This is a genomic window from Natronococcus sp. A-GB1 (assembly GCF_029688845.1).
Classification (GTDB): Archaea; Halobacteriota; Halobacteria; order Halobacteriales; family Natrialbaceae; genus Natronococcus.
In genome coordinates this window covers 366,792-388,383 of record NZ_JARUKW010000001.1, presented here as the reverse complement: position 1 = coordinate 388,383, position 21,592 = coordinate 366,792, and the positions used below count along the sequence as shown (strand labels likewise).

Annotated in this window: 23 protein-coding genes; 10 read left to right on the top strand and 13 right to left on the bottom strand. The window is 65.7% G+C overall.

What is annotated here, in order from left to right; all coding sequences use genetic code 11:
* Positions 1-77 precede the first annotated feature (77 nt).
* Positions 78-1,076 carry a bifunctional oligoribonuclease/PAP phosphatase NrnA gene (locus QA600_RS01990; protein WP_278290289.1) on the bottom strand — a complete coding sequence of 333 codons (999 nt, stop codon included), beginning with the start codon at positions 1,074-1,076 and terminating at the stop codon, positions 78-80.
* A gap of 158 nt (positions 1,077-1,234) precedes the next feature.
* Between QA600_RS01990 and QA600_RS01985 the strand changes: the two genes are divergently transcribed.
* Positions 1,235-1,864, top strand: coding sequence for a TetR/AcrR family transcriptional regulator (locus tag QA600_RS01985; protein WP_278290288.1), 630 nt, complete (start codon positions 1,235-1,237; stop codon positions 1,862-1,864).
* 42 nt (positions 1,865-1,906) lie between these two features.
* On the opposite strand, the gene QA600_RS01980 is transcribed toward QA600_RS01985, so the two are convergent.
* From QA600_RS01980 to gpmI, 4 genes are all read right to left on the bottom strand, one after another.
* Entirely contained in the window at positions 1,907-2,155 is a 249-nt protein-coding gene (locus tag QA600_RS01980) for a hypothetical protein (protein ID WP_278290287.1), read from the bottom strand.
* Positions 2,156-2,267: 112 nt separating this feature from the next.
* Complete coding sequence (locus QA600_RS01975) at positions 2,268-3,029, bottom strand: dimethylallyltranstransferase / geranyltranstransferase (RefSeq protein ID WP_278290286.1); 762 nt, start codon at positions 3,027-3,029, stop codon at positions 2,268-2,270.
* Positions 3,030-3,274: 245 nt separating this feature from the next.
* Positions 3,275-4,561, bottom strand: a complete 1,287-nt coding sequence (locus QA600_RS01970) for an O-acetylhomoserine aminocarboxypropyltransferase/cysteine synthase family protein (protein ID WP_278290285.1) — start codon at positions 4,559-4,561, stop codon at positions 3,275-3,277.
* Between the two features lie 90 nt (positions 4,562-4,651).
* A complete protein-coding gene (gene gpmI / locus QA600_RS01965; protein WP_278290284.1) occupies positions 4,652-6,175 on the bottom strand; it encodes a 2,3-bisphosphoglycerate-independent phosphoglycerate mutase in 1,524 nt (507 codons plus the stop codon).
* Between the two features lie 100 nt (positions 6,176-6,275).
* Here gpmI and QA600_RS01960 point away from each other — a divergent pair, with 100 nt between their 5' ends.
* Complete coding sequence (locus QA600_RS01960) at positions 6,276-7,547, top strand: DNA double-strand break repair nuclease NurA (RefSeq protein ID WP_278290283.1); 1,272 nt, start codon at positions 6,276-6,278, stop codon at positions 7,545-7,547.
* Positions 7,548-7,591: 44 nt separating this feature from the next.
* On the top strand, positions 7,592-8,389 hold the full coding sequence (locus QA600_RS01955; RefSeq protein ID WP_278290282.1) for an alpha/beta hydrolase: 798 nt from the start codon (positions 7,592-7,594) through the stop codon (positions 8,387-8,389).
* A gap of 130 nt (positions 8,390-8,519) precedes the next feature.
* Here the strand turns inward: QA600_RS01955 and QA600_RS01950 are convergent, their stop codons facing one another.
* Together QA600_RS01950 and QA600_RS01945 are read right to left on the bottom strand one after the other, a co-directional pair.
* Positions 8,520-9,173 (bottom strand): ribonuclease HI family protein, encoded by a 654-nt coding sequence (locus QA600_RS01950; RefSeq protein WP_278290281.1) that lies wholly within the window; start codon positions 9,171-9,173, stop codon positions 8,520-8,522.
* A gap of 337 nt (positions 9,174-9,510) precedes the next feature.
* Positions 9,511-9,840 (bottom strand): hypothetical protein, encoded by a 330-nt coding sequence (locus QA600_RS01945; protein WP_005554198.1) that lies wholly within the window; start codon positions 9,838-9,840, stop codon positions 9,511-9,513.
* 230 nt (positions 9,841-10,070) lie between these two features.
* Here QA600_RS01945 and QA600_RS01940 point away from each other — a divergent pair, with 230 nt between their 5' ends.
* Together QA600_RS01940 and QA600_RS01935 are read left to right on the top strand one after the other, a co-directional pair.
* The gene (locus tag QA600_RS01940; protein ID WP_278290280.1) at positions 10,071-10,673 is read left to right on the top strand and encodes a hypothetical protein; all 603 of its coding nucleotides are present in this window, start codon (positions 10,071-10,073) and stop codon (positions 10,671-10,673) included.
* A gap of 82 nt (positions 10,674-10,755) precedes the next feature.
* Positions 10,756-12,567 (top strand): ATP-binding protein, encoded by a 1,812-nt coding sequence (locus QA600_RS01935; protein WP_278290279.1) that lies wholly within the window; start codon positions 10,756-10,758, stop codon positions 12,565-12,567.
* A 143-nt stretch (positions 12,568-12,710) separates the two neighbouring features.
* Here the strand turns inward: QA600_RS01935 and QA600_RS01930 are convergent, their stop codons facing one another.
* From QA600_RS01930 to QA600_RS01920, 3 genes are all read right to left on the bottom strand, one after another.
* Entirely contained in the window at positions 12,711-13,505 is a 795-nt protein-coding gene (locus tag QA600_RS01930) for a hypothetical protein (protein ID WP_278290278.1), read from the bottom strand.
* Entirely contained in the window at positions 13,498-14,259 is a 762-nt protein-coding gene (locus QA600_RS01925; protein ID WP_278290277.1) for a WbqC family protein, read from the bottom strand. Before QA600_RS01925 ends, QA600_RS01930 begins: the two co-directional genes overlap by 8 nt.
* A gap of 308 nt (positions 14,260-14,567) precedes the next feature.
* A complete protein-coding gene (locus tag QA600_RS01920; RefSeq protein WP_278290276.1) occupies positions 14,568-15,194 on the bottom strand; it encodes an alpha/beta hydrolase in 627 nt (208 codons plus the stop codon).
* A 186-nt stretch (positions 15,195-15,380) separates the two neighbouring features.
* On the opposite strand from QA600_RS01920, the gene QA600_RS01915 reads away from it, so the two are divergent.
* Positions 15,381-16,214, top strand: coding sequence for a PspA/IM30 family protein (locus QA600_RS01915; RefSeq protein ID WP_278290275.1), 834 nt, complete (start codon positions 15,381-15,383; stop codon positions 16,212-16,214).
* Between the two features lie 97 nt (positions 16,215-16,311).
* Positions 16,312-16,644: a hypothetical protein gene (locus QA600_RS01910; RefSeq protein ID WP_278290274.1), complete on the top strand. Its 333-nt coding sequence runs from the start codon at positions 16,312-16,314 to the stop codon at positions 16,642-16,644.
* Positions 16,645-16,656: 12 nt separating this feature from the next.
* On the opposite strand, the gene QA600_RS01905 is transcribed toward QA600_RS01910, so the two are convergent.
* Both QA600_RS01905 and QA600_RS01900 read right to left on the bottom strand, forming a co-directional pair.
* Positions 16,657-17,208: an FxLYD domain-containing protein gene (locus QA600_RS01905; protein ID WP_278290273.1), complete on the bottom strand. Its 552-nt coding sequence runs from the start codon at positions 17,206-17,208 to the stop codon at positions 16,657-16,659.
* A gap of 138 nt (positions 17,209-17,346) precedes the next feature.
* Positions 17,347-17,922: an HPP family protein gene (locus QA600_RS01900; protein WP_278290272.1), complete on the bottom strand. Its 576-nt coding sequence runs from the start codon at positions 17,920-17,922 to the stop codon at positions 17,347-17,349.
* Between the two features lie 157 nt (positions 17,923-18,079).
* On the opposite strand from QA600_RS01900, the gene QA600_RS01895 reads away from it, so the two are divergent.
* On the top strand, positions 18,080-18,631 hold the full coding sequence (locus tag QA600_RS01895) for a halocyanin (RefSeq protein ID WP_278290271.1): 552 nt from the start codon (positions 18,080-18,082) through the stop codon (positions 18,629-18,631).
* 41 nt (positions 18,632-18,672) lie between these two features.
* Here QA600_RS01895 and QA600_RS01890 read toward each other — a convergent pair whose 3' ends face one another.
* Positions 18,673-19,167, bottom strand: coding sequence for an FxLYD domain-containing protein (locus QA600_RS01890; RefSeq protein ID WP_278290270.1), 495 nt, complete (start codon positions 19,165-19,167; stop codon positions 18,673-18,675).
* A 194-nt stretch (positions 19,168-19,361) separates the two neighbouring features.
* Between QA600_RS01890 and QA600_RS01885 the strand changes: the two genes are divergently transcribed.
* Both QA600_RS01885 and QA600_RS01880 read left to right on the top strand, forming a co-directional pair.
* Positions 19,362-20,444: a hypothetical protein gene (locus QA600_RS01885; RefSeq protein ID WP_278290269.1), complete on the top strand. Its 1,083-nt coding sequence runs from the start codon at positions 19,362-19,364 to the stop codon at positions 20,442-20,444.
* Between the two features lie 65 nt (positions 20,445-20,509).
* Positions 20,510-21,547 (top strand): hypothetical protein, encoded by a 1,038-nt coding sequence (locus tag QA600_RS01880; protein ID WP_278290268.1) that lies wholly within the window; start codon positions 20,510-20,512, stop codon positions 21,545-21,547.
* Positions 21,548-21,592: the final 45 nt, after the last annotated feature.

The following is a 21,592-nucleotide window of genomic DNA, read 5'->3' as shown; positions in this document are numbered from 1 at the left end:
CGACCGAGGCCGGAGATCGTAGCTCCTGATTACGGAGATTCGAGGAGAAAGCCCACGACTTCAGTCGTGGGAGGAAGTCAGGTGTTCGAGACCGCCTCGAGAAACTCGCGGCCGATCCGGTCTCGAACTCGGTCGACGAGCACCGCCTCCTCCTCGGCCGTTCCCGCGACGGGGGTGAGCGGAAGCTGCCCCCCGGCCATGTCGTCGTGGCCGCCGACGTTCCCTCGGTCGGCGAACAGTTCGATGAGTGTTTCGCCGAGATCGAGATCCGGTCTGTTCGTCCGTCCGCTCAGGTGGATCTCCTCGCGGATGATCCCGCAGACGAGAACGGTGTCGACGCCGTCGATGTTCAGGAGGAAGTCGGCCCCCTGGGCCAGGGCGACCCTGTTCTCCAGCCGGCCGATACAGGAGGCCAGACAGGAACCCCACCGAACCCGGTTGTGGATCACGTCGCCGAACGCGTCGACGCTGTCGGGAAGAAAGGACACGCCGTACAGCTCGCGAAGCCGGCTTGGATCCGACCGCTCGTGGAGGTAGTCGGCGACCGCGTACTCCCGGTCGGTCGGCTGGCGATAGAAGTCGAGCCGTTCCCGGTGGATCCCAAAGAGAAGCGCGGAGGCGATCCGCGGCGTGGGCTCGGTCGCCGACTCCCGAAAGTACTCCGCGAGGATCGTCGCCGTCGCCCCGTAGGACTCGCGGACGTCGACGATGTCGGCCGGGATCGGACCGTCCGCGGGGTGGTGATCGATCACGATGTCGATCGTCTCCTCGGGCGGAACCGGGTTGTGGTCGCCGGGAACCGAGTGGTCGACGAACGCGACGATGTCGTTCGCCCCGAGTTTCGCGTCGCTGTAGCGCTGTGGCGTGACGTCGAACAGTTCGACAAACGCGCGGTTTTGCTGGTGGACGATCGTCCCACCGTACAAGATGTCAACGGTGTCGACGCCGCGGGCTCGAGCGAGCGACTCGAGGGCGATCGCCGACGCCAGCGAGTCCGGATCCGGATCGTCGTGACAGACCACGGTAAGCGACGAGGCCGACCGCAGCCGGGTGAGCACCGCGGCGGCGTCCGACATAGACTGGAGTTTGCGCTACATCGGTGTTAACAATTGTCGTCTCTCTCCTGAGAGTCACGACGATCTGATACCGGCGAGACGGCACTGAACCGCCGCAACGCTCCGAAGCCGCAACGAGAGATCCTGAAGTATTTATGGGCCATAGACGATCGTTCGCTATGGGCGGAACCTCCGGCGAGGAACGGTCGACGACGCTCGGCGAGGATCTCGACGAGACGACCGCGGCGATCATGGATGCGGTGTACCGGGCGCTGTCACACAACGGCTACCCCGCGACGACGATGTCCGAGATCGCCGCCGAGTTCGAGAAGAGCAAGTCCCTGCTGTACTACCACTACGAGAGCAAGGAGGAGATCCTCAACGACTTCTTCGCTCACCTCTGTGAGCGCCTCGAGGCGACGCTCGTCGAGGACCCCTACGACGACCCGCACGAACAGCTACTGGCCCTGATCGACCGGCTGCTGCCCGCGGAGATGGACGACGAGTCGCTCCGATTCCGGCGGGCGTTCTTCGAGATTCGGTCGCAGGCCCCGCACAATCAGTCCTACCACGAGCAGATCGAGCGTTCGGACGAGATCATCCTCGAGGCGCTGACCGAGACGGTCCGTCGAGGCGTCGACGAGGATCGGTTCGCCGACGTCGACCCCGAACGGGAGGCCGAACTCCTCTTCTCGACGATCTACGGCATCATGGAACGGGGCGTCACCCTGGAGGACCGAGCGCTCATCGAACGGAACAAGGAGACCCTCCACGACCGCATCGACCGCTGGCTGCTCGAGTCCGAGTAAGGCGGACCGTGCCGTATTCGACGGAGCGCTCGGAGCCGCCCCTTAGAACACGAACAGCAGCCAGACCACCCACATGAGGAAGTTGACGGCGCCGAGGACGCCGATCATGACGCCGACCCACCGTCGTTCCATGATCCGAACCAGGTTGTACCCGCTGTAGGCCGCAAGCGCACCGAGCAGCGGCACGAACAGCGAGGCGATCGCCGCACCGATACCGTTCCAGACGTGGAACTTCGACTCGTCGTGTGCGCGCCTGAGGTCGTCCGAGAGACTCGCCTTCGAGTTGCTCATGAAACGTTCGTCCTTCGCGCCGAAGGTATATAAACTGACCGTTCAGTCAGGATCGGCGGGCGGCGTCGGTCGTGCTCGATAGCGAGCGCAGAAATCGCCCGGACAACGGGAGCTACGCGATCGGATCGGCCGACTCCCGGTCGATGCTGGCCTCGAGAACCGCCGATAGCTGCGTCCGAACCGCCGCTTTCGAATCCGGCGGACAGCACTCGACGATCGGCTCGATCCACTGCGAGCGGTCCGGCGGACAGCGCCGTCGGTCGGTCGAAACGCCGTTTCCGGACCGACGAGAGCGGACGCAGTAGCCGAGCGCGCTACCGTGCTGTGCCAGCTCCCTCCGCGGCTCGACGTCAGTGAGAAGCGCCGCGAGTTCGACCGCACAGCCCGTCAGCGAACCGATCCGGCGAACCGCGTCGGTCTCGAGAACCGCCGACTGCGGCTCGGACGCAAGCGACGCTTCCCCCTCCTGGACGGCTCGCGTTGCCTCGGCCAGCGTCTCGAGACAGCGTTCGACAAGCGCCGGCTCGGCGTCGAACCTCGCCGTCAGCGCGAACGCCTTCGACTCGAGGAGATCCCCGAGTAGAACGTCGTCCGTCGGCCTGTGGCCGGTCCGTCGGCCGTACTCGGCGGCGCTGCGGTGGAGACGCACCTGCAGCGAGACGAGCTCCAGCGACGCGGCGATCGGCACCAGTTCCTCGAGCGGACGCTCGTCGCCGAGCCCGTCGGCCATCGCCAGAAACACTTGGCCGCGAATCCGTGGCCGGCCGAGCTCGAGCAGTTCCTCGGGGGAGCGATCGAACGCACCCGCCTCGGGCAGGTGCGTCCGGAGCGCGTCCTCGATCGCCGCTCGTCGCCGCGCGATCGTCCGTCTCATGGCCGTCCCCGCTGTGGGTTCCCTCGCAGGGGACGCTTCGAAGTGAGGTCGGTCCCGCCGACAGTTCGTTCCAGGATTCCAATCACGTGAGTACGTTTCTGTGGATCGAGTACGATCGACATCGGTTCTCCGCGCTGACCCCGACCGATACCGCCGTCGGTCGGCTCCTACTGACCGAACGGTTGTTCAGGAGGGACGATAAGTATTGCGTCGTTCGATCGCCCCGGTGAGGGCTCGAGTGGAACTCAGATCGACTCGATCGCCCGGTCGAGGTCGGCGATCACGTCTTCGGGGTCCTCGATGCCGACCGAGAGCCGGACGAGGTCGTCGGTGGTTCCGCTGGCGAGTTTCTCCTCCGCGGAGAGCTGCTGGTGGGTCGTGCTCGCGGGGTGGATGATCAGGGTCTTCGCGTCGCCGACGTTCGCCAGCAGGCTCGTCAGGTCGACCTCGTTACAGACGGTCTCGGCGGCGTCGTACCCGCCCTCGAGGCCGAACGTGATCATGCCGCCGTAGCCGCCGTCGAGATACTCGCTGGCGTGCTCGTGGGTTTCGTGGCTCTCGAGGCCGGGATAGGTGACCCAGTCGACCTCGGGGTGGCCCTCGAGGTACTCCGCGACGGCCATCCCGTTCTCGCAGTGTTTCTCCATTCGCAGCGGAAGGGACTCGAGTTTCTGCAGCGTGACCCAGGCGTCGAACGGCGACTGCTGGTTGCCCAGATCCCGCAGGCCGCGGGTGCGGGCGGCGATGGCGAACGCCTGCTCGCCGAACGTCTCGTAGAAGTCGATCCCGTGATAGGCGGGATTCGGCTCGGTGAGTTCGGGGTAGTCGCCCTCGTCCCAGGGGAAGGTGCCGCCGTCGACGAGCACGCCGCCGACGGTCGAGCCCGCCCCGTGGATCCACTTCGTCGTCGAGTTCCAGACGAGGTCGGCGCCGTGTTCGATCGGCCGGCACAGATAGGGCGTCGCGAACGTGTTGTCGACGAACAGCGGCACGTCGTGGTCGTGGGCGATGTCCGCAATGCGCTCGATGTCGGGCGTCACGAGCGCCGGGTTGCCGATCGTCTCGAGGTGGACGAACGCGGTGTCGTCCTCGATCGCCTCCGCGTAGGCGTCGTAGTCGAGCGTGTCGACGAATTTCGTCTCGATGCCGCGTTTCGCGACGGTGTGGGTGAGGTAGGTGTAGGTGCCGCCGTACAGCGACGACGAGGAGACGATGTTGTCGCCGACGTCCGCGAGGATGAACGTCGCGAGGTCGAATGCGGCCATGCCCGACGAGGTGGCGAGTGCGCCGACGCCACCCTCGAGGGTCGCGATGCGTTCCTCGAGCATCGCGTTCGTCGGGTTCATGATCCGTGAGTAGATGTTGCCGAACTCCTCGAGGCCGAAGAGGGCGGCCGCGTGGTCGGTGTCGTCGAACTCGTAGGAGGTCGTCTGGTAGATCGGCGGCGCCCGCGCACCCGTCGTCGGATCGGGGTCGTGGCCGGCGTGGACGCTGTTCGTTGCGAACCGTCGGTCGTCCTGCTCGTCGCTCATGGCTGTGACCTCTGTCCCGTAGCTAATAAAGTCACCAGTCGACTATGTTCGGGAAAGCGACGGACGTGAACGGCTCGGGGAGAGAAAGGGCTACTCGAGCAGCGGCTCGCCGGTCATCTCCGGGGGCTGGTCGAGCACGATCAGCTCGAGGATCGTCGGGGAGATGTCGGCGAGGGTGCCGCCCTCCCGAACCGCCCGTCCGCCGCCGGTGCCGTCGGGGGCGAGGTAGACGAACGGCACCTCGTTGTAGGTGTGGGCAGTGTGGGGTTCCTCCTCGGTGCCCATGTCGTCGGCGTTGCCGTGGTCGGCCGTGATGAGGACGTGAGCCCCCGCGGCCTCGAGCGCGTCGACGAGTCGCCCGAGCTGGGTATCGACGGCCTCGACGGCCTCGATCGCGGCCTCGTAGTCGCCCGTGTGCCCGACCATGTCGGGGTTAGCGTAGTTGAGCACGAGCACGTCCGGATCGTCGGTCTCGACCGTGTCGATCGCCGTATCCGTTACTTCGGGTGCGCTCATCTCGGGCTGACGATCGTAGGTCGGGACGTCCGGGCTCTCGACGATTCTCCTGATCTCGCCATCGAACTCGATCTCGCGGCCGCCGTTCAAGAAGTAGGTGACGTGGGCGTACTTCTCGGATTCGGCGATCCGGAGCTGGGTTTTTCCGTGATCGGCCAACACCTCCCCTAGCACGTTCTCGGGCTGGTTCGGCGGGTAGGCGACGGGAAGGTCGAACGTCTTGTCGTACTGGGTGAGCATGACGACCTCGACGTCCGGCGGGTGGGTCTCGATCTCGTCGGTCCAGTCCTCGGGCCGGATGTCCGCGAGCATCCGGGTGAGTTGGCGCGCGCGATCGGACCGGAAGTTGAACCAGACGACCGAGTCGCCGTCCTCGAGGGCGGGCTGATCCGCTATCACCGTCGGATCGACGAACTCGTCGGTCTCGCCCCGGTCGTAGGACGCTTCGACCACTTCGACGGCAGATTCGGCCTCGTACTTCGCCTCCCGCTCGACGATCGCGTCGTAGGCCCGCTTGGTCCGCTCCCAGTTCTGGTCGCGGTCCATCGCGTAGTACCGACCCGAGACGGTGGCGACGTCCCCGGTGCCGTGCTCGTCGACGACGTCCTCGAGTTCGGCCAGGTACTCCCGACCCCCGGTCGGGGAGGTGTCCCGCCCGTCGGTGATCGCGTGGGTGACGGCCTCGACCTCGCGGTCGCCGGCCAGCTCGATCAGCGCGTGGAGGTGTTCCTGGTCCGAGTGGACTCCGCCGTCGCTGACGAGACCGACGAAGTGGACTCGGCCGTCGTTCTCGCGAGCGTGTTCGAAAGCGGACTGGATAGCGGCGTTCTCGCGGAAGGAGCCGTCGGCGATCGAGTCCGACACGCGGGTGTACTCCTGGTAGACGACCCGTCCGGCGCCGATGTTGAGGTGGCCGACCTCGCTGTTACCCATCTGGCCGTCCGGCAGTCCAACTCGTCGGCCGGCGACCTCGAGACGGCCGCTGGCGCCCGCCTCCGAGAGGCGGTCGAAAACCGGCGTGTCGGCCGCCTTTACTGCGTCGCGTCCCGTGTCGTCGCCGAGCCCCCAGCCGTCGAGGATGATCAGCGCAGCGTCCATACTCGAGGGCTGCGCGGCCTCCCGTAACTAGCTGTCGCTGTCGGCGAGCGTCGCGGCGCCGACCGCGAGATATTTGAAAGCGGGGCGAAAGGTCACTGCCATGACCCTCGATCCGGTCCACTTCGACGGGATCGCCGAACTTGCGGGACGGATCGACCACGGCGCGGACGAGCGGGACCGGCGGGCCTTCGCCGAGACCGTCTGGGAGGAGTTCCTCGATCCGCTCCGTCAAAACGGCCGGGTCGTCCTCGAGCCGATCGACGAACGATCCCGCCGGCTGGTCGACTGCGAGGACGTCGCGCTGACCGAGCGACCGTTCCCGACCGAGCACGGGCTCGACGCGGGAACGATCAACCCGACGACGTTCAAAAACGGTCTCGTCATCGACGTCGCCCAGGCGGCGATGAGCGCGACGCCCAGCGACCTCGAGCTCCATCGCTCGCGAACGGCGGTGATGACGGTTCACTCGAGCGACGCGACTGCAAGCGTCGACAACGAGGAGTGGGATCGCTTCGACGAGGAGACGAGCAGGCGCCGGGTGATCCGGATCGGCCGCCTGGATCGGTTCGCCGAGGGCGTCGTCCACGCACTGGCGCTCTATCTCGCCGAGAGCGAACACGCTCACGAGCACGCCGACGCGGTGTCGGACCTGCTCGTCCTCGACGGGCCGCTCTACCCGCGCGGGCTGCTTCGCTGGGCCGACCAACACCCCGACCTCGCCGACTTCCTGCTCGAGGACCCACGACCGACGACGGTCCTCGAGAACTACGTCCGGCTCGTCGAGCGGTTCGTCGAGCGCGACGTCCCCCTCGTCGGGTTCGTCAAGAACCCGGCGACGAAGGCGATCACCCGGGCGGTCCGGAAGACGACCGACGCGAGTGCCCCCTGGACGAACGACGCGGCGATGTTCACCCGGCTGCTCGAGCGCGGCGAGTACGTCGACGACGTCGATGGCGAGCGCTGGGAGCGGGACACCTCGGCGCTGACCTACACGAACTGGTTTCGCTCGCGGGCCGGCGTCGACCGACCGCTCTCGGTCGACGGCGACGCGCTCGGGATCGACCGCGAACTGCCGCCGGAGGCGTACGAGGTCACATTCTTCGTCGTCTACGACCCCCGCGACGACCTGCTGTACCGGATCGAGGCGCCCTACGCCGTTACCCGCGACCGGGAGACCCGCGAACGGCTCGCGATCCAGCTGCTCCAAGATGTCGCCGTCGCCCACGGACCGCCCACGATCGTCGGCAAGGCCGACGAGCTCGCCCGGATCAGCGCCCCCGAGAAGCGCTCTCTCAGGGAAACGCTCGAGAGCCGTTTCGAGACGAGTCAGGACCGCAGCTACGACGAGCACCGCTGGCTCGAGGACTACTGAGCGTCTTCTAGAAGCTATAACTCCAATCTACTACGACAACCAGTATGGCTGAATTCGAGGGCCGTATCGCCGGCCATCCAACCGTCCGCTTCGGAAACGGCGACCAACCGCTGGTTATCATTCCCGGGTTGAGTGATTCGCTGCAGGGCGACGAGACGTCTCGATTTACTCGACTGCTGCTGAAGCGATACTACATGCGGGCGTTCGCCGACGACTACGACGTCTACATCGTCAGTCGCCCACGGGAGCTTCCGGACGATACGACGACCCGCAAGCTCGCTGCAAACTACGCGGCGGTACTGGAAGAGATCGGTCAGGCGGCCGTCCTCGGCATGTCGATGGGCGGGCTTATCGCCCAGTACCTCGGTAGCGATCACCCCGCCAACGTACAGAAACTCGTCGTGTCCCTTGCGGGGCCACACCTGAGCGAGTCGGGAGCCGAGCACGTTTCGAAGTGGCTCGACAGCGCGCTCGAGGGGCGATGGAGCGAGGTCTACCTCGGATCCGTCGAAGCCACGTATTCGTCGACCGGAGCGCGTGCTGCCTACGGCACGCTGCTACAGCTTCCCGGGGTCGTGAGGCAACCACCATATCCGAGCGATTTCGTCACGTCGGCGCAGGCTTGTCTCAATCACGACTCGACCGCAGTCCTCTCGTCGATCGAACCTGAAACCCTGGTTCTCGGTGGTGAACTGGACGCCCTCTTCGATGCTGACGACCTTCGATCGATGGGAGGGACGATTCCGAACGCCACCACCCGAATCCTCGAGGGCACCGGACACGGAGCGTTCGAAGAGCGAAGAACGGATTTCACCGAAGCGATCACCGCGTTCCTCCGGTAAATCCTCGAGAGACCGTTCGGCGTCTGTACGTTCGGTTCGGAGAAGGCGACCGCTCGAGCTTCCGAGTCAGGTGGATGAGTTGCGAACGGTGCAACAGGACCGCGGTTCATTTTCGAGTGTCGTAATACCACTACCCGGGGCCAAACGCCGCGATATCGGCACCCACCGTTGCCAGCGCGTCGGCGGGGTTCGGATCGCTGTCGGCCAGGTGCGTGTACCGGTGGTCGGGGACGCTCGAGAGCGCGTCCGCGACGGCCTCGCTGTACGTCTCGACGCCCGGTTCCGTCGGATCGTCGCCGCCCCAGACGTCCCGGATGACCGTCATCGAGTCGATGCGCACCTCGAGGCTGCGGGGCTCGTAGCGGACCAAGAGTTCGGACAGTCCGAGCTGGAGGGCGACGTACTCGGCGGTGTTGTTCCCAGCCCGGGAGCCGACGGGTCGGCCGAGACGGGCGAGTTGGTCCCCCGAGGCATCTAAAATGACGGCACCCGCACCCGCGGGACCGGGGTTACCGCGGGAGCTGCCGTCGACGTAGAGGACGAAGGCGTCACCCGTGGGATCGGGAGTGGGTGGTCGTCTGAGTCCCGACGCCAGCAGCTCCTCGAGTGCCGAGCGCAACTCGTCCCGGCTGGTCGCGGGATCGAACAGCCCGCCGTAGCCGGGGACGGCGTCGTCGACGGCGTCGGTGGCGGCCGCCACCTCGTAGCCGACCTCCGCGAGGACCTCGTCGACGAGCGCGGCGGGCGGCGGGAGGTGTTCGGCCGGGAGAGAGTCGTCGGTCACGCTACCCCCCACCGGGCTCCGGCTTCGGTCCCCGAACCCTCGGTTTCGGACGATTCGGTCGGCTGGTCGCACCACTGCACATCGGTTCTCAGTGGTCAAACGGGATAACCCCTTCAGGTGTCACCGGCAGCAAACTGTTTCGAACCGGTCGGCTCCTCGAGCCCTCGAGTAATAGTAGAGACGGGTAACTGGTATCGTCGTACGTCCCGCGAAAGCTGCTGGCCCTCTCAGCCCTGCCCAGGAGTGGATAGCCAAGGCCACGCACTCGAGGCCGGACGTTCCGTTCGAACTCATCCGTGGCGATCCGACGAACCCAGGTTCGACGTGATCAGGGCTATCAAGGGTCCCGTTCGACCTCGAGTTCGACCGACTCCGGGTCGACGCCGATCCTGGCGAACTGCGTGCGAACGTGCTCTTTGGCGGCCTCGAGAGCCTGTTCGCGGGTGTCGAACCCGCGGGGCATCGGCGACTCGAAGGCGAGGTTGACCTCGCGGCCGTCGACGACCTGGACGCTGCCGCCGCTGTCGACCTCGTAGAACTCGTCGCAGATCCAGACGTACGCGGCGTCCTCATCGGGTGCACCCCGGAACGAGGGGGGTCGTTCGCCCCGCTCGTACACCGTTCCGGTGAGTTCGGTTCCGCCCGCTCGACCGCGCACGATGAACATGCGTTCAACTACGGGTCCGAGATGCAAAAATACCCGTACTCGAGTCGGTTCACGCTCGAAACCCAGGCGGGCCCGGTCGATGGCGTTCCGGTGCTGCCTCAGTCGGCGGCGTCGGCGTCTGTCGACGGCCAGCGACGGGGGTTTCGTGTGATCATCGCAAAAGTATAATAATACTAACCCAAACTGTTTCGGGGCCGGGTTTATTCCCGTAGCTGTACTGCCTTTGTATAATGAGCTCGGACGCACAGACTAGTAGCGACGGGGCACAAGGGGGAGTGGCAGCCGTCTCGCGGGAGTGGTACGATGCACTCCGGCATCCGAAACGGATTCACCTGCTGGCAGCCCTCGAAAACGGATCACACACCCTCGAGGAGCTCGTCGACACCATCGCGGCCCGGGAGCCGGTCGATCGAGACGAGATCCGGATCGAGCTCGTCCACAACCACCTGCCGCGGCTGGCCGACCACGGAATCATCGAGTGGGACGGCGAGATCGCCTGTCGGACCGTCGAGCGATCGTTCCCGATCGCCGACCTCTCGGAGCTGCTCGAGGGCGGTGACCGGGTTGACGGACGAACGCTCGAGACGCTCGTCCATCCTGTCCGGACCCAGCTGTACGCGATGCTCGCGGAGCTGGATCGGGCAGTCTCGGTCGAGACGCTCGCCGCCGAACTGATCGATCGAGACGTCGACTCGCTCTCGGAGCGTTCCGAGGCCCGCCTCGCGCTCTACCACGTCCACCTCCCGGCGATGACCGACGTCGGCGCCGTCGAGTTCGATCCCCGATCCGGAATGGTTCGAGGGCCGAACCGATCGACGCCGTCGACGAACTGAACGACTCCTGGCGTCCGACTTCTCCGAACCCGTTCGCGACCGGAGGGAAACGCGTTTGTAGACGGCCCCTCATGGGCGAGATATGACGGATCTGGGAGATTTCAGCGAGTTCGATACCGACGCGGACGCCGATTCGACGGCCGATTCGAGCGCGTCGACATCGACGTCGGCATCGGCGACCGACTCGAGCGGGTTCGAACCCGCAGACGTCGAACCGCGGGGCGAGGACGTCGGCATCGGAACGATCTGTGTCTCCCAGGGGCTTCGAATCGCCGAGGACGAAGACGACACCTCGTTGCGGGCCTACGTCACCAGCGGTAACCGCTCGTCGGTTCGGATCGGCAGCTACCTGGTCGCGCCCTACCCCGACGGCGAGACGCTGTTCTGTCGGATCACCGGCCTCGAGTACGCCCAGCAGTACCACGCCGACGACGCGACGGAGATCCACGCCCGCCGGGCGATGCGCCAGGACAACGTCGACGAGGCCGACTACAAGTTCGTCGCCTCGCTCGAGCCCGTCGCGGTGTTGTACGACGACGACGGCGAACTCAAACGGCGGATGACCGATCGGGTCCCCAAGCCCCAGACGGTCGTCCGGCAGGCAAACGACACGACCGAGATCAAGACCGGGCTGAAGATGCCCGAAGACGGCGTCTTCCTGGGCCACCTCTCGGTCGGCGGCGAGAAGGTACGGACCGCAGCCACCCCGCCGACGATCGACTACCGACTGAAAGACGACTACGAGGCGGGCGACCCGCTCGTCTTCCGACACACCCTGGTCGCGGGTGGTACCGGATCGGGGAAAACCCACGGTGCGAAGAACGTCCTCCGGCAGTACCTCGCCGATGAGCGCCAGTACCCGATGGAGGACGGTCGCACCGTCGGCCCCGCCGTCGTCCAGTTCGACCCTCAGGACGAGTACGCCCAGATGCACGACGACAACCCCGACCTCGACGACGAGTTCGCCCGTCGGCTCGAGCGCGAGGGGGTTGCTCATGGCGGCGTCGCGGACACCACGGCGTTCGTGCCGAAGGTCGGCGACGCCAGCTACTCGGCGGGCCACCACCGCGCCGAGTGCGTCGAGTTCACGATCCCCTTCTCGATGTGTCGCACCCGGCCGTGGCTCGTGTCGGGGGGCTCGCTCAACGACAACCAGTACGGCGCGCTGACCTACCTCCTCGATCGCTTTTTCACTGAGGCCGGGAACGACGGCTCCTACGCGGGGTTCAAATCGTTCCTCGACGACCCCGCCCTGCGCGAGGAACTCGACGAGTCGGGTCGGGTCCACGAGGCGACCTACGACGCCGTTCGTCGCCGGGTGTTCGGCTTCGAGGACGTCTTCGACCAGGACGCCCGCCCGATCACGGAGCTGATCCACGAGTTCGTCCGCCCCGGCGGCCTCACCGTCGTCCCGACCTACCACGTCTCGAACACCCGCGCGACGGAGGCCGTCGTTCTCGCGTTGTCCTCGCTGCTGATCGACGAGAAGCTCTCGAACGATCCCACGTACGACCGAATCAAGGAGACGCCGCTCGTGCTGGGGATGGACGAGGCCCACAACTTCCTCACCGACGCCGACAGCGTCCAGGCGCGAAAGGTCATCACCAAGTTCACCGAAGCCGCCAAACAGGGCCGCAAGGAACGGCTCGGTCTCTTCCTGATCACCCAGGACCCCCAGGACATCGACGACGCCGTCTTCAAGCAGATCAACACGACGATCGTGCTCAACCTCGGCGACGAGGATGCGATCAAGAGCGTCAACATCCCCGCCAATCTCGAGTCGAAGGTCCCATATATGGAGAAGGGGCAGATGGTCGTCTACTCGCCGGACAACTCGGAACCCGTCGAGCTGATCGGGCTCTCGAGTTGCGTCACTCGACACGGCCGGGACTGATCGCCTCGGCTGCGGCGCGACCCGAACCGAAACCGGAGACGACCATCCTCCGTCGGCGCCTCAGACGGATTGCTGTACCGATGTCCCGGCGCAACCGCCCCACGGGTCGCGGGTACGCCGGTACTGACGTACAGTAAACCGTATCAGACGAGAACCCGATCCGTGTCGATTCGCTCGGCGTAGGGCGCGTAGATCGAGACGAGTTCCTCGTACGTTCGCGGGTCGCTCGCGTCGAACCGGTCGGCGACCGCGGCGAAGCGCTCGAGGGGCGGCTCGTGCTCGGTCCCCCACCAGACCGGGTGGGTCAGTACCTGCAGTCGCTCGGCGTCGGCGCTCTCGAGGATCGACTCGAGCGGGTCGCCCTCGCGCCACCGGCCGCTCGAGTCGGAGACGTACGTCGAGAGCAGGTCCGGATTGTAGGCGTTTACCATTCCATCGATCGTTCGCGGTCCCTCGAGCACCCGTTCGGACGGGCGGTGAAAGGAGACTGAGGTGACCGGGTCGATTCCCAGCTCCTCCAAGTGCCGCCTACCGGCGTCGACCCGTCGGCGCTCGCTCGGCGCCAGCCCATCCAGGCTGACGGGCTCGTCGGACTCGACGCCGGACAGATCGCAGTGGAGGGCGATCTCGTGGCCGAACTCCTGGATGAGGTGGAGGAGATCCCGCTCCTCCTCGAGGTCGTACAGCGGGGTGTCGGGAAGGACCATGTACGTCGATCGAACACCGAGTTCGTACTCGAGTTCGGCCATCTCGACGGCCCGCTCGAGGCAGACGTCGACGTCGTGGCGGACGAACGCGACCCGGGCGCCCGCCAGGCGGTCGGGTCGGTACTCCGAGAGCGTCCGGAGCTCAAAGATCGCTTGCAGCGTCTCCAGTAGCGTCCGGTAGTAGTCGTAGCTGAAGTCCTCGGCCCACCCCTCGAGGTCGGCGTTACGCATCGCCGCTCGCCTCCTCCAGCAGCTCCCGCGTCCCCGCGGCCCCGAGGTTCATGAGCGCGTCGACGACCGAGAGGTTCGACAGGAACTTGCCGAAGCGCTGCTCGTACCGGGGCGGGTCGAACGACTGGTACTCGAGGGCGATCCCTGCCTCCTCGAACCGCGCGTGGTCGTTGTAGGATCGGGCACCCTCCCCCGAGTAGTACCGATCGGCGCCGAGTTCCGTACAGAGGCGAACGACCCGCTCGCTGCCAGCGGCGTCGACCTCGAGGGTCGACGCGCGGACGAACTCGCAGTCGAGCCCGAGTCGGTCGGCGAGCTGCCGAACGAGGTGGACGTTCAGCTCGCACAGCGACTCCCACGAGCGCGCGTAGGTCGCCGCGAAGAAGGCCGCGAACTGCTCGTAGTGGGCCGCGCCGCCGTAGCTCGCCTGCAGGCTCTTCCGGTGGGTCTCGCGCCAGCCGTCGTCGACGATCTCGACGTCCGCAATCGTCCCGCTCGTCCCTCGGACCGGGACGGTGAGCCACGTCCAGTCGTGTGGCGTCTTGATCCTGTTCCGGTTGATCCAGGACCCCGACGTGTACTCGGCGTCGTCGAGGAAGACGAAGACGTCGCTTCGACGGATCTTCTCGAAGTAGCCGAGCCAGGGCAGGTAGTTCGGCTGGTGGATCGCGACGGTGCACCCTCCCTCGCCGGCAGCCGACGCCGCAGCATCTGATTCGAACGCGTCCCTCGGTCGATCGAACGATTCGCTCACAGCACATCACCCCACCGTTCCCTCCTCGGGACGACCCCGTCCGCTCGACGGGCGTCGAGTCCGACCGGGCGACAGTCCCGAAGCGTCTTCAGTTTCATTGATACACCAGGCGATCGGAACAGTCCCGGAACTATTGTTAAGCGCTCGAGGAAGACTCACCAGGAGACGGATGTCACCGCGTAACGCGGATCGACGAGTCTCGTGTCGGGAACTCGCCAATTGGGCGCTCGTACGGACCGGTCGGCGAAACGCAGGCCGCGGCTACTCCGGCGTAATCGGTCGTTTCTCCGGGATCGACCTCGATCGAGTCACGCCGTCGCGAGCCGTTCAGCGAAGAACTCCCGGACCCGGCGGGTGATTTCGTCGCGCGTTCCGAGGAAGAAGTGATCGGCCGGGAGCGCCACGGTCTCGTCGCCCCGTTCGCGGACCTGTTCGACGACGGGCTCCCAGTCGACGGTCGTGTCGCGTTCGCCGTAGAGGATCAGGGTCGGCACCTCGAGGGTCGACAGCGCGGCGACCGCGTCGAGATCGTTCCCGTTACCGTCGGCGCCCGTCGCCAGCGACGCGGTGGGCGCCAGCGAGGCAACCCCGAGAAGCGGCCGATCGACGGCCGCGGCCGCCAGCAGCGCCTGGGACGCGCCGAAGCTGTAGCCGAAGACGCCGACCCGTTCGTACCGCTCGTCCGCCCATCGGATCGCGTTGCGGACGTCCTCGCGCTCGCCGTTACCGTCGTCCCACGGCCCGTAGTCGAAGCGCAGACAGGCGATACCCGCCTCGCAGAGCGCCTCGCTCACCGCCACTAGTCGTCCGTCGCTACGGGAGCCACCGTGTTGGGGATGGGGTGGGCAGGCGACGACGACGGCCTCCGGTTCGCCGTCGGGCTCCTCGAGCGTTCCTCGGACGTCTCGAGCGCCGGGGACGAGTACGTCGGTCATAGTCGTTGGTCGTGTTCGGGCCCTATAGTAGGTACTGCAATCGGCTCTCCAACCCGCCCGAACGCCGGATCTCGATCGGACCGTGCTACTCGAGAAATCGTCGGCGAGAAACCTCACACGGCGTCGCTCTCCCGACGACTGTCGCCGATGTGATGTTTTTAAGGGCGGGGAACCATACGTAGGCGTATGGGCATCCTCTCTCGGACCTCCTACGTCATCCGCTCGAAGATCAACTCGGTGCTCAACCGGGCCGAGGACCCGACCGAGACGCTCGACTACTCCTACGAGCAGATGCGCGATCAGCTCCAGCAGGTCAAACGCGGGATCGCGGATCTCACAACGCAAAAAAAGCGCCTCGAAATGCAGAAAAAGCGCCTCGAGGAGAACGTCGAGAAACACAACGACCAGGCCCGGACCGCAGTCCAGCAGGACCGGGAGGACCTGGCCCGGCGCGCCCTCGAGAAGAAGAAGACGAAGATGAACCAGATCGAGGATCTGGAGCGCCAGATCTCGAAGCTCCAGAGCCAGCAGGACAGTCTGATCGACCAGAAGGACGAGCTCCAGAACCGCATCGAGGAGTTCCGCACGAAAAAGGAGACGATGAAGGCCCGTCACGAGGCCGCCAAGGCGAGCTCGACGGTGTCGGAGGCGATGACCGCTACCGGAGACGAGTTCGAGGACGTCGGCCGCGCCATCGAGCGCGCCGAGGAACAGACCGAGGACATGGAGGCCCGCGCCGCCGCGCTCGACGAACTGCAGGAGTCGGGTGCGTTCGAGGACGTCATGTCCGATAAGGACTCGATCGACCGCGAACTCGAGGAGCTCTCGACCGACAGCGGCGTCGAGGCCGAACTCGAGACGCTCAGATCGGAGGTCGGCGGCGGCGCCGAAGCGGACGCCGAACCCGAGCCCGAGCCCGAGTCGGTCGACGACGAGGAGCTCGAGGATCTCGAGGCCGACGTCGACGACACCGAGATCGACGCCGAACTCGAGGAGCTCCAAGAAGAGGAGAACGCCTGATCGACGGACTTCGAGCGGAGTCCCGGTAAAGTAGACGTATTTTCACGACCGTAGAGCAAGGGCAACTGCTACCATCCGTCAGTTCATACGACCGCGTATGGTGGCATCAGAAGCGATCGACTCGCTCTCGCTGACCGAACAGCTGGTACTGCTCGCCGTCGCCGACGCCCATCGAAACGACGAAACGCCCGCACAGACCCACGAGGTCCGTCGGAGCTGCCGAACGCGGCTCGATGACCTCGAGTCCGAGGTCGTCGGCACGGTCACGGAGGCCGACGTCATGCGCTCGCTGTACCGCCTCGAGGACGCGGGGGTCGTCGAGGAGGTCGGGACCGGGGAACGGTCACCGACGGGGAAGGGACGGCCGAGCTACGCGCTCTCCGGATCGGCAGAGACGGTCTACGAGGACGTTTCCGACCGGCTGTTATGATTTGCCCTCGAGCTACGACGGCGTCCCAAGCACCGCGATGTCGTACTCGGCGACGTCCTCGGGGGACTCCAGCAGAATAACCTCGAACTCCCACTCCGAGCCGTCGTCGAGGTCGACGGTGCTGTCGAGGTAGTGGCCGAGCCGCGCCCCGGCGTCGTCGTACACGCGGACCCGAACCTCGACGGTCTCGAGGCGGTTGTCCCGATTGTTCTCGACGGTCCCCTGCACGGTCGGCCCCCGGTAGTCGTCCTCGAGGACGAACTCGTGGTCCGCGACCACGAGGTTGTCCCGCGGCGCGACGTCCTCGTCGATTTCCTGGTCGGCGAACTGTTCGGCGATCGACTGCTCCTCGTCGGTTCGCTCCTCGCCGTCGACGTCGACGGTTCCGCTCCGGTACTCCGGATCGGTACCACCCAACCCAACGCCGTCGACGAGGTCGACGCCGCCGACGTCGACGTCCTCGATCTCGTCGACGGCATCGGCACAGCCGGCGAGGGACAGCGTGACCCCGGTTCCAAGCGACGCGAGCACGGTGCGTCGACTCGGTCGGCCCCGTTCGGTCATCGCGATGTCCTCCGGCGACGAACGCGCTCTTTACAGTTGCGACGGCTGCTCATGACAGAACGGAGGACGTGACCGCATTTCAACGTGGGCCTTGCTCGACCCGTCCTCGAGGCGCTTGCGGACGGACTCCAGGGATGATCACTCCGCCCGGGCGTCCCGGGGGACGAAGCCGTATCGGTGGGCCAGCGGCGAGATGACCTTGTCGTGGAAGTACCACAGGATAGCGACGGCCACCACGATGATGACCCCGTCCTCGAGGCCGCCCATCAGCCCCAGCGCGACGATCAGCGTCGTCGCACACGCCGCGGCGTGGTTCGTCTTCGTCAGCAACATTGCCGTCGTCGTCAGCATCATCGCGACCGTCCCGCTGGCCCAGAGGTAGACGACCTCTATACTGAAGGCGGGATCGGGGCGGGCGAACACCACGTACGCGCTGACCTCGTTGCCGAACAGCGCGTAGGCGATCAGCCCGCCGACGACCGCGACGGTGTGCCCGCCGATGACGTGGTAGGCACCTTCGGCTCGAGGCTGCTCGCCGGTCGCGATCAGGTACGCCGACGGCCCCAGACTCGGAAACAGAAACGGACGACCCGTCACCAGCGCGATCACGCCGAGGACGGTGAAATGCAGAAAGACGTTGACCGTCGCGCTGTACTCGTCCTCGAGGTTCAGGACGTAGTCTGGGTCGTCCGGATCGAAGCTAAACCCCAGCAACGTACGCTGAGCAACGAAACGCACCACTAAAAGGACTCACTCTGCAGCTATTTTTCTACCTTGTAGGCGTGGATTTATTTGGGGCAGGCGGTCAGTCCGGGCCGCCGGAGGAAGGTGATCCGATGTGCTTTATCGTTTCGGGCCCGACGAGGCGGTAATGAGCGGACTGCAGTCGAGTCGGCGGCGGCTGTTGACGGCCGTCGGCACGCTCTCCGCGACCGGGATCGCCGGTTGCATCGACGACGAGCTTGGGGTAGACGATCCCCTGATAGGCGACCCCGAGGCCCACGTGGAGGTCGAACTGGCGGATGAGGGCGGCGAGCCCCGTCTCGATCCGCCGATCGCCCACGTCGTCGACGGCGGCACCGTCGAGTGGATCGCCGAAAGCGGCGTCCACGATACGACGAGCTATCACCCGGAGACTCACCGTGATCAGCGACGGACTTCCGAGAACAGCGAGCCGTGGGCGAGCGAGGTCACGACGTCGAACCCGTTCGACCGGGTCTTCGACGGCGAAGGTGTCTACAACTACGCGTGTACGGTCCACGAGCCGGAGGGATTGGTCGGTACGGTCCTCGTCGGTCTCCCGGATCCGGACGAACAGCCGGCTCTCGAGCCCGTCTCTGTGGATTATCCCGACGTCGTACGCGAGGAGCTCGAGTACCAGAACGATCGGATTCGGGAGGTGCTGACGGAGGCTCACGAGTAGCCGCTCGCCCGGTAGTCCATCCAGAGACGGCCGGGAAGGACCTACGCCGGGGTACCGATCGCGGCGACCTCGTAGTCGTCGATGTCCGCCAGCGGTTCAAGGATGATGACGGTAAACGACCAGCTGGCACCGGGGTCGAGGTCACCCCCGACGTCGAGGTACCGACCGACCTGTTCGCCCTCGTCGTTGTACACCCGCACGCGGATCTCGATCAGCTGGATCCGGTCGTCGCCGGTGTTCTCGACGGTTCCCTGTACGGTCGGCCCCCGGTAGTCGTCCTCCATAACGAATTCGTGGGACTCGAGCGAGAGTGACTCGAGCGTCGTCACGCCCTCGTTGGGCTCGATTTCGGCGAGCGATTCGGCGGCGGTCATCTCCTCCGCCGATCGGTCCTCGCCGTCGATCTCGCCGATTTCGCCGGACTCGTAGTCCGGCGCGTCGCTCCCCGTAATGTCACCACATCCCGCGAGGGTGATCACGGCGCCCGCACCGACGGCACCGAGCACGCGCCGTCGCGTCGATCGGGTGCCGCTCATCATCGGCAACACCACGTTCGAGGGCGCCCGTCGTAACTGATCATGACCGAACCGACGGTGCGAGCGTATTTCAGTCTGAAGCCTGATGGATCCGTCTGACGGGCGACCAACCGCGTACGGTTGTGTGAGCCCGTCACATCGGGTTGTCGTGTGCAACGGGGTACCTTATTGCCGGGCGCGCTGAACCTGTAGTTATGAGTTCGTCGCAGTCCGACGAGTCCCTCGAGTCCTACGGGGCGGAGGTCGGGAGATGGACGAGTTCGTGGGCGCGCGTCCGTGACTGGTTTCTGGTCGATGGGGATCGGCTGTTCCTTGCAATCGGGATCTCTGCCGCGGTGTTTCTCACGTTTCTCGTGCTTCAGGATATCGGCATCATCAGCATCGTCAACGACGACTCCATCACGCGGGCGGCTGGCGGTATGATCGCGGGCACGTTCTCGCTGGTCACGCTCGTCGTCTCGATCAACCAGCTCATCCTCTCACGGGAGTTCACCTCGGCCAGCGAGTCGAAGGACAAACTCGAGGGCGTGATGTCGTTTCGCGAAGACGTCGCCAGGGTCACGTCGGTGCCGGCGAGTCCGGCCTCACCCACGCGACTCATCCGGCTGCTCGTCAACGCGATGCACGACCGCGCCGGCGACCTCGAGGACGCCGTCGCCGGCATCGAGGACGACGACGTCAAGAACCAAGTGACGCAGTACGCAGCCGACGTCAAAGAGAGCACCGAGCTGATGGACGAGACGCTCGAGGAAACGGCGTTCGGGACGTTCAACACCGTCGCTGCGACGATCAGTTACGACGAGTCCTGGCACCTCTACGTCGCCAGACACCTCTGTGACCGACACCACGACGAGCTTCCCGAGGCGGCCCACGACGCGATAGACGACCTGGTCGAGACGCTGATGCTGTTCGACATTGCCCGCGAACACTTCAAGACGACCTACCTGCAGCGAGAGCTCACCCGGTTCTCACAGCTGACGATCTACTGTGGCATCCCCTCGATCTTCTCGGCGATGCTGCTCGGGTTCATCTACGCGGACTTCGCGGGTCCCTCGATCAGCCTCGTCTACCTTCCGTACGTCGTCGCCGGGCTCATCTCGGTTGTCGTCCTTCCGCTCGCGCTCCTCACGACGTTCATCCTCCGGACGGCGACGATCACCCGTCGGACGGCGTCGACGGGACCGATGGTCCCCCAGAAGGACCCCTCCGAGGGACCGTTCGAGGTGACGTACGGTGAGGACTCCGAACCCGGCTCGTCGGCGTCACAGTCGGACTGAGCCGGCACCTGCTCGCTGCCGGCCGCACGTATTTTTGACCGATACTCCTACCACCGTTCGAAGCGATGAGCGACGACAGTTCGCAGCCCGCCGATACGATGGTCGAACGGAGTTCGAACCCGAGATGGAAGCTGTGGCTCCTGCTGAACGGCAACCGGTGGTTCGTCACGGTCTTGCTCGCCGCGTTCGCGTTCGTCGGGCTGCTCGTGATCAGCCAGGTGAGTCCGGTCTCCCTGCGGGCGCTGATGGGAGAGAAGGAACCGGTCCACTTCCTGTTTCAGGCGCTCGTGACCTCGCTGATCACCGGTGTCACGCTCGTCCTGACGATCAACCAGCTCGTCCTCTCCCAGGAGCTGGGCGCCGTCGACGATCAGCGCGGGCGCCTCGAGGGGTCGCTCGAGTTCCACGAGGATGTCGAGAACGTGATCGACGCGCCGATCAGTCCGCCGGATCCCGCGTCGTTCCTGCAGGCGATCATTGACGCCTCGCAGGACCGGGCGGCCGAGTTCCGCGAGGCCGTCGACGACAGTCGCGACGAGGAGTTCGAGGAGCGGGTGGACGACTTCGTCGACAACGTCACGAGCCACGCGGAGACGGTCCACGACGAACTGGACGACGCCCAGTTCGGCACCTACGAGGTCATCAAATCGGCGCTCGACTACAACTACTCCTGGAAGATCTTCCGCGCTCGTCGGCTGCGCAACGTCCACGCCGACTCCTTTACCGACGAGGCCCGGGAAGCCCACGACCAGCTGCTCGAGTCGCTGAAGCTGTTCGGGCTCGCCCGTGAACATTTCAAGACGCTGTACTTCCAGTGGGAGTTGATCAACCTCTCGCGGGGGATCATGTACGTCTCGGTACCCTCACTGATCGTGGCGATGTCGATGATTGCCTTCTTTGACGCCGACGCGGTGTCGGGTACCGCCCTCGGAATCGACGCCGTCGTCTGGGTCGTCGTGGCGGCGGCGACGGTCTCGATCGTACCCTTCCTCCTGCTGGTCGCGTTCGTGTTGCGGCTCGGAACGATGGCCAAGCGGACGCTGGCGATCGGCCCGTTCATCCTCCGGGAGTCGAACCGCAACGAGGAGATCGACTGGGACTGAAACGGTTCGTCGATCGCCAGTTTCGATATGGCTGTGACGCGCGTC

Excerpts from the sequence above, each read along its gene's own strand:
- QA600_RS01990 (WP_278290289.1), bottom strand. The coding sequence starts at position 1,076 with ATGTCGGACGCCGCCGCGGTGCTCACCCGGCTGCGGTCGGCCTCGTCG.
- QA600_RS01985 (WP_278290288.1), top strand. The coding sequence starts at position 1,235 with ATGGGCGGAACCTCCGGCGAGGAACGGTCGACGACGCTCGGCGAGGAT.
- QA600_RS01980 (WP_278290287.1), bottom strand. The coding sequence starts at position 2,155 with ATGAGCAACTCGAAGGCGAGTCTCTCGGACGACCTCAGGCGCGCACAC.
- QA600_RS01975 (WP_278290286.1), bottom strand. The coding sequence starts at position 3,029 with ATGAGACGGACGATCGCGCGGCGACGAGCGGCGATCGAGGACGCGCTC.
- QA600_RS01970 (WP_278290285.1), bottom strand. The coding sequence starts at position 4,561 with ATGAGCGACGAGCAGGACGACCGACGGTTCGCAACGAACAGCGTCCAC.
- gpmI (WP_278290284.1), bottom strand. The coding sequence starts at position 6,175 with ATGGACGCTGCGCTGATCATCCTCGACGGCTGGGGGCTCGGCGACGAC.
- QA600_RS01960 (WP_278290283.1), top strand. The coding sequence starts at position 6,276 with ATGACCCTCGATCCGGTCCACTTCGACGGGATCGCCGAACTTGCGGGA.
- QA600_RS01955 (WP_278290282.1), top strand. The coding sequence starts at position 7,592 with ATGGCTGAATTCGAGGGCCGTATCGCCGGCCATCCAACCGTCCGCTTC.
- QA600_RS01945 (WP_005554198.1), bottom strand. The coding sequence starts at position 9,840 with ATGTTCATCGTGCGCGGTCGAGCGGGCGGAACCGAACTCACCGGAACG.
- QA600_RS01940 (WP_278290280.1), top strand. The coding sequence starts at position 10,071 with ATGAGCTCGGACGCACAGACTAGTAGCGACGGGGCACAAGGGGGAGTG.
- QA600_RS01935 (WP_278290279.1), top strand. The coding sequence starts at position 10,756 with ATGACGGATCTGGGAGATTTCAGCGAGTTCGATACCGACGCGGACGCC.
- QA600_RS01930 (WP_278290278.1), bottom strand. The coding sequence starts at position 13,505 with ATGCGTAACGCCGACCTCGAGGGGTGGGCCGAGGACTTCAGCTACGAC.
- QA600_RS01920 (WP_278290276.1), bottom strand. The coding sequence starts at position 15,194 with ATGACCGACGTACTCGTCCCCGGCGCTCGAGACGTCCGAGGAACGCTC.
- QA600_RS01915 (WP_278290275.1), top strand. The coding sequence starts at position 15,381 with ATGGGCATCCTCTCTCGGACCTCCTACGTCATCCGCTCGAAGATCAAC.
- QA600_RS01910 (WP_278290274.1), top strand. The coding sequence starts at position 16,312 with ATGGTGGCATCAGAAGCGATCGACTCGCTCTCGCTGACCGAACAGCTG.
- QA600_RS01905 (WP_278290273.1), bottom strand. The coding sequence starts at position 17,208 with ATGACCGAACGGGGCCGACCGAGTCGACGCACCGTGCTCGCGTCGCTT.
- QA600_RS01895 (WP_278290271.1), top strand. The coding sequence starts at position 18,080 with ATGAGCGGACTGCAGTCGAGTCGGCGGCGGCTGTTGACGGCCGTCGGC.
- QA600_RS01890 (WP_278290270.1), bottom strand. The coding sequence starts at position 19,167 with ATGAGCGGCACCCGATCGACGCGACGGCGCGTGCTCGGTGCCGTCGGT.
- QA600_RS01885 (WP_278290269.1), top strand. The coding sequence starts at position 19,362 with ATGAGTTCGTCGCAGTCCGACGAGTCCCTCGAGTCCTACGGGGCGGAG.
- QA600_RS01880 (WP_278290268.1), top strand. The coding sequence starts at position 20,510 with ATGAGCGACGACAGTTCGCAGCCCGCCGATACGATGGTCGAACGGAGT.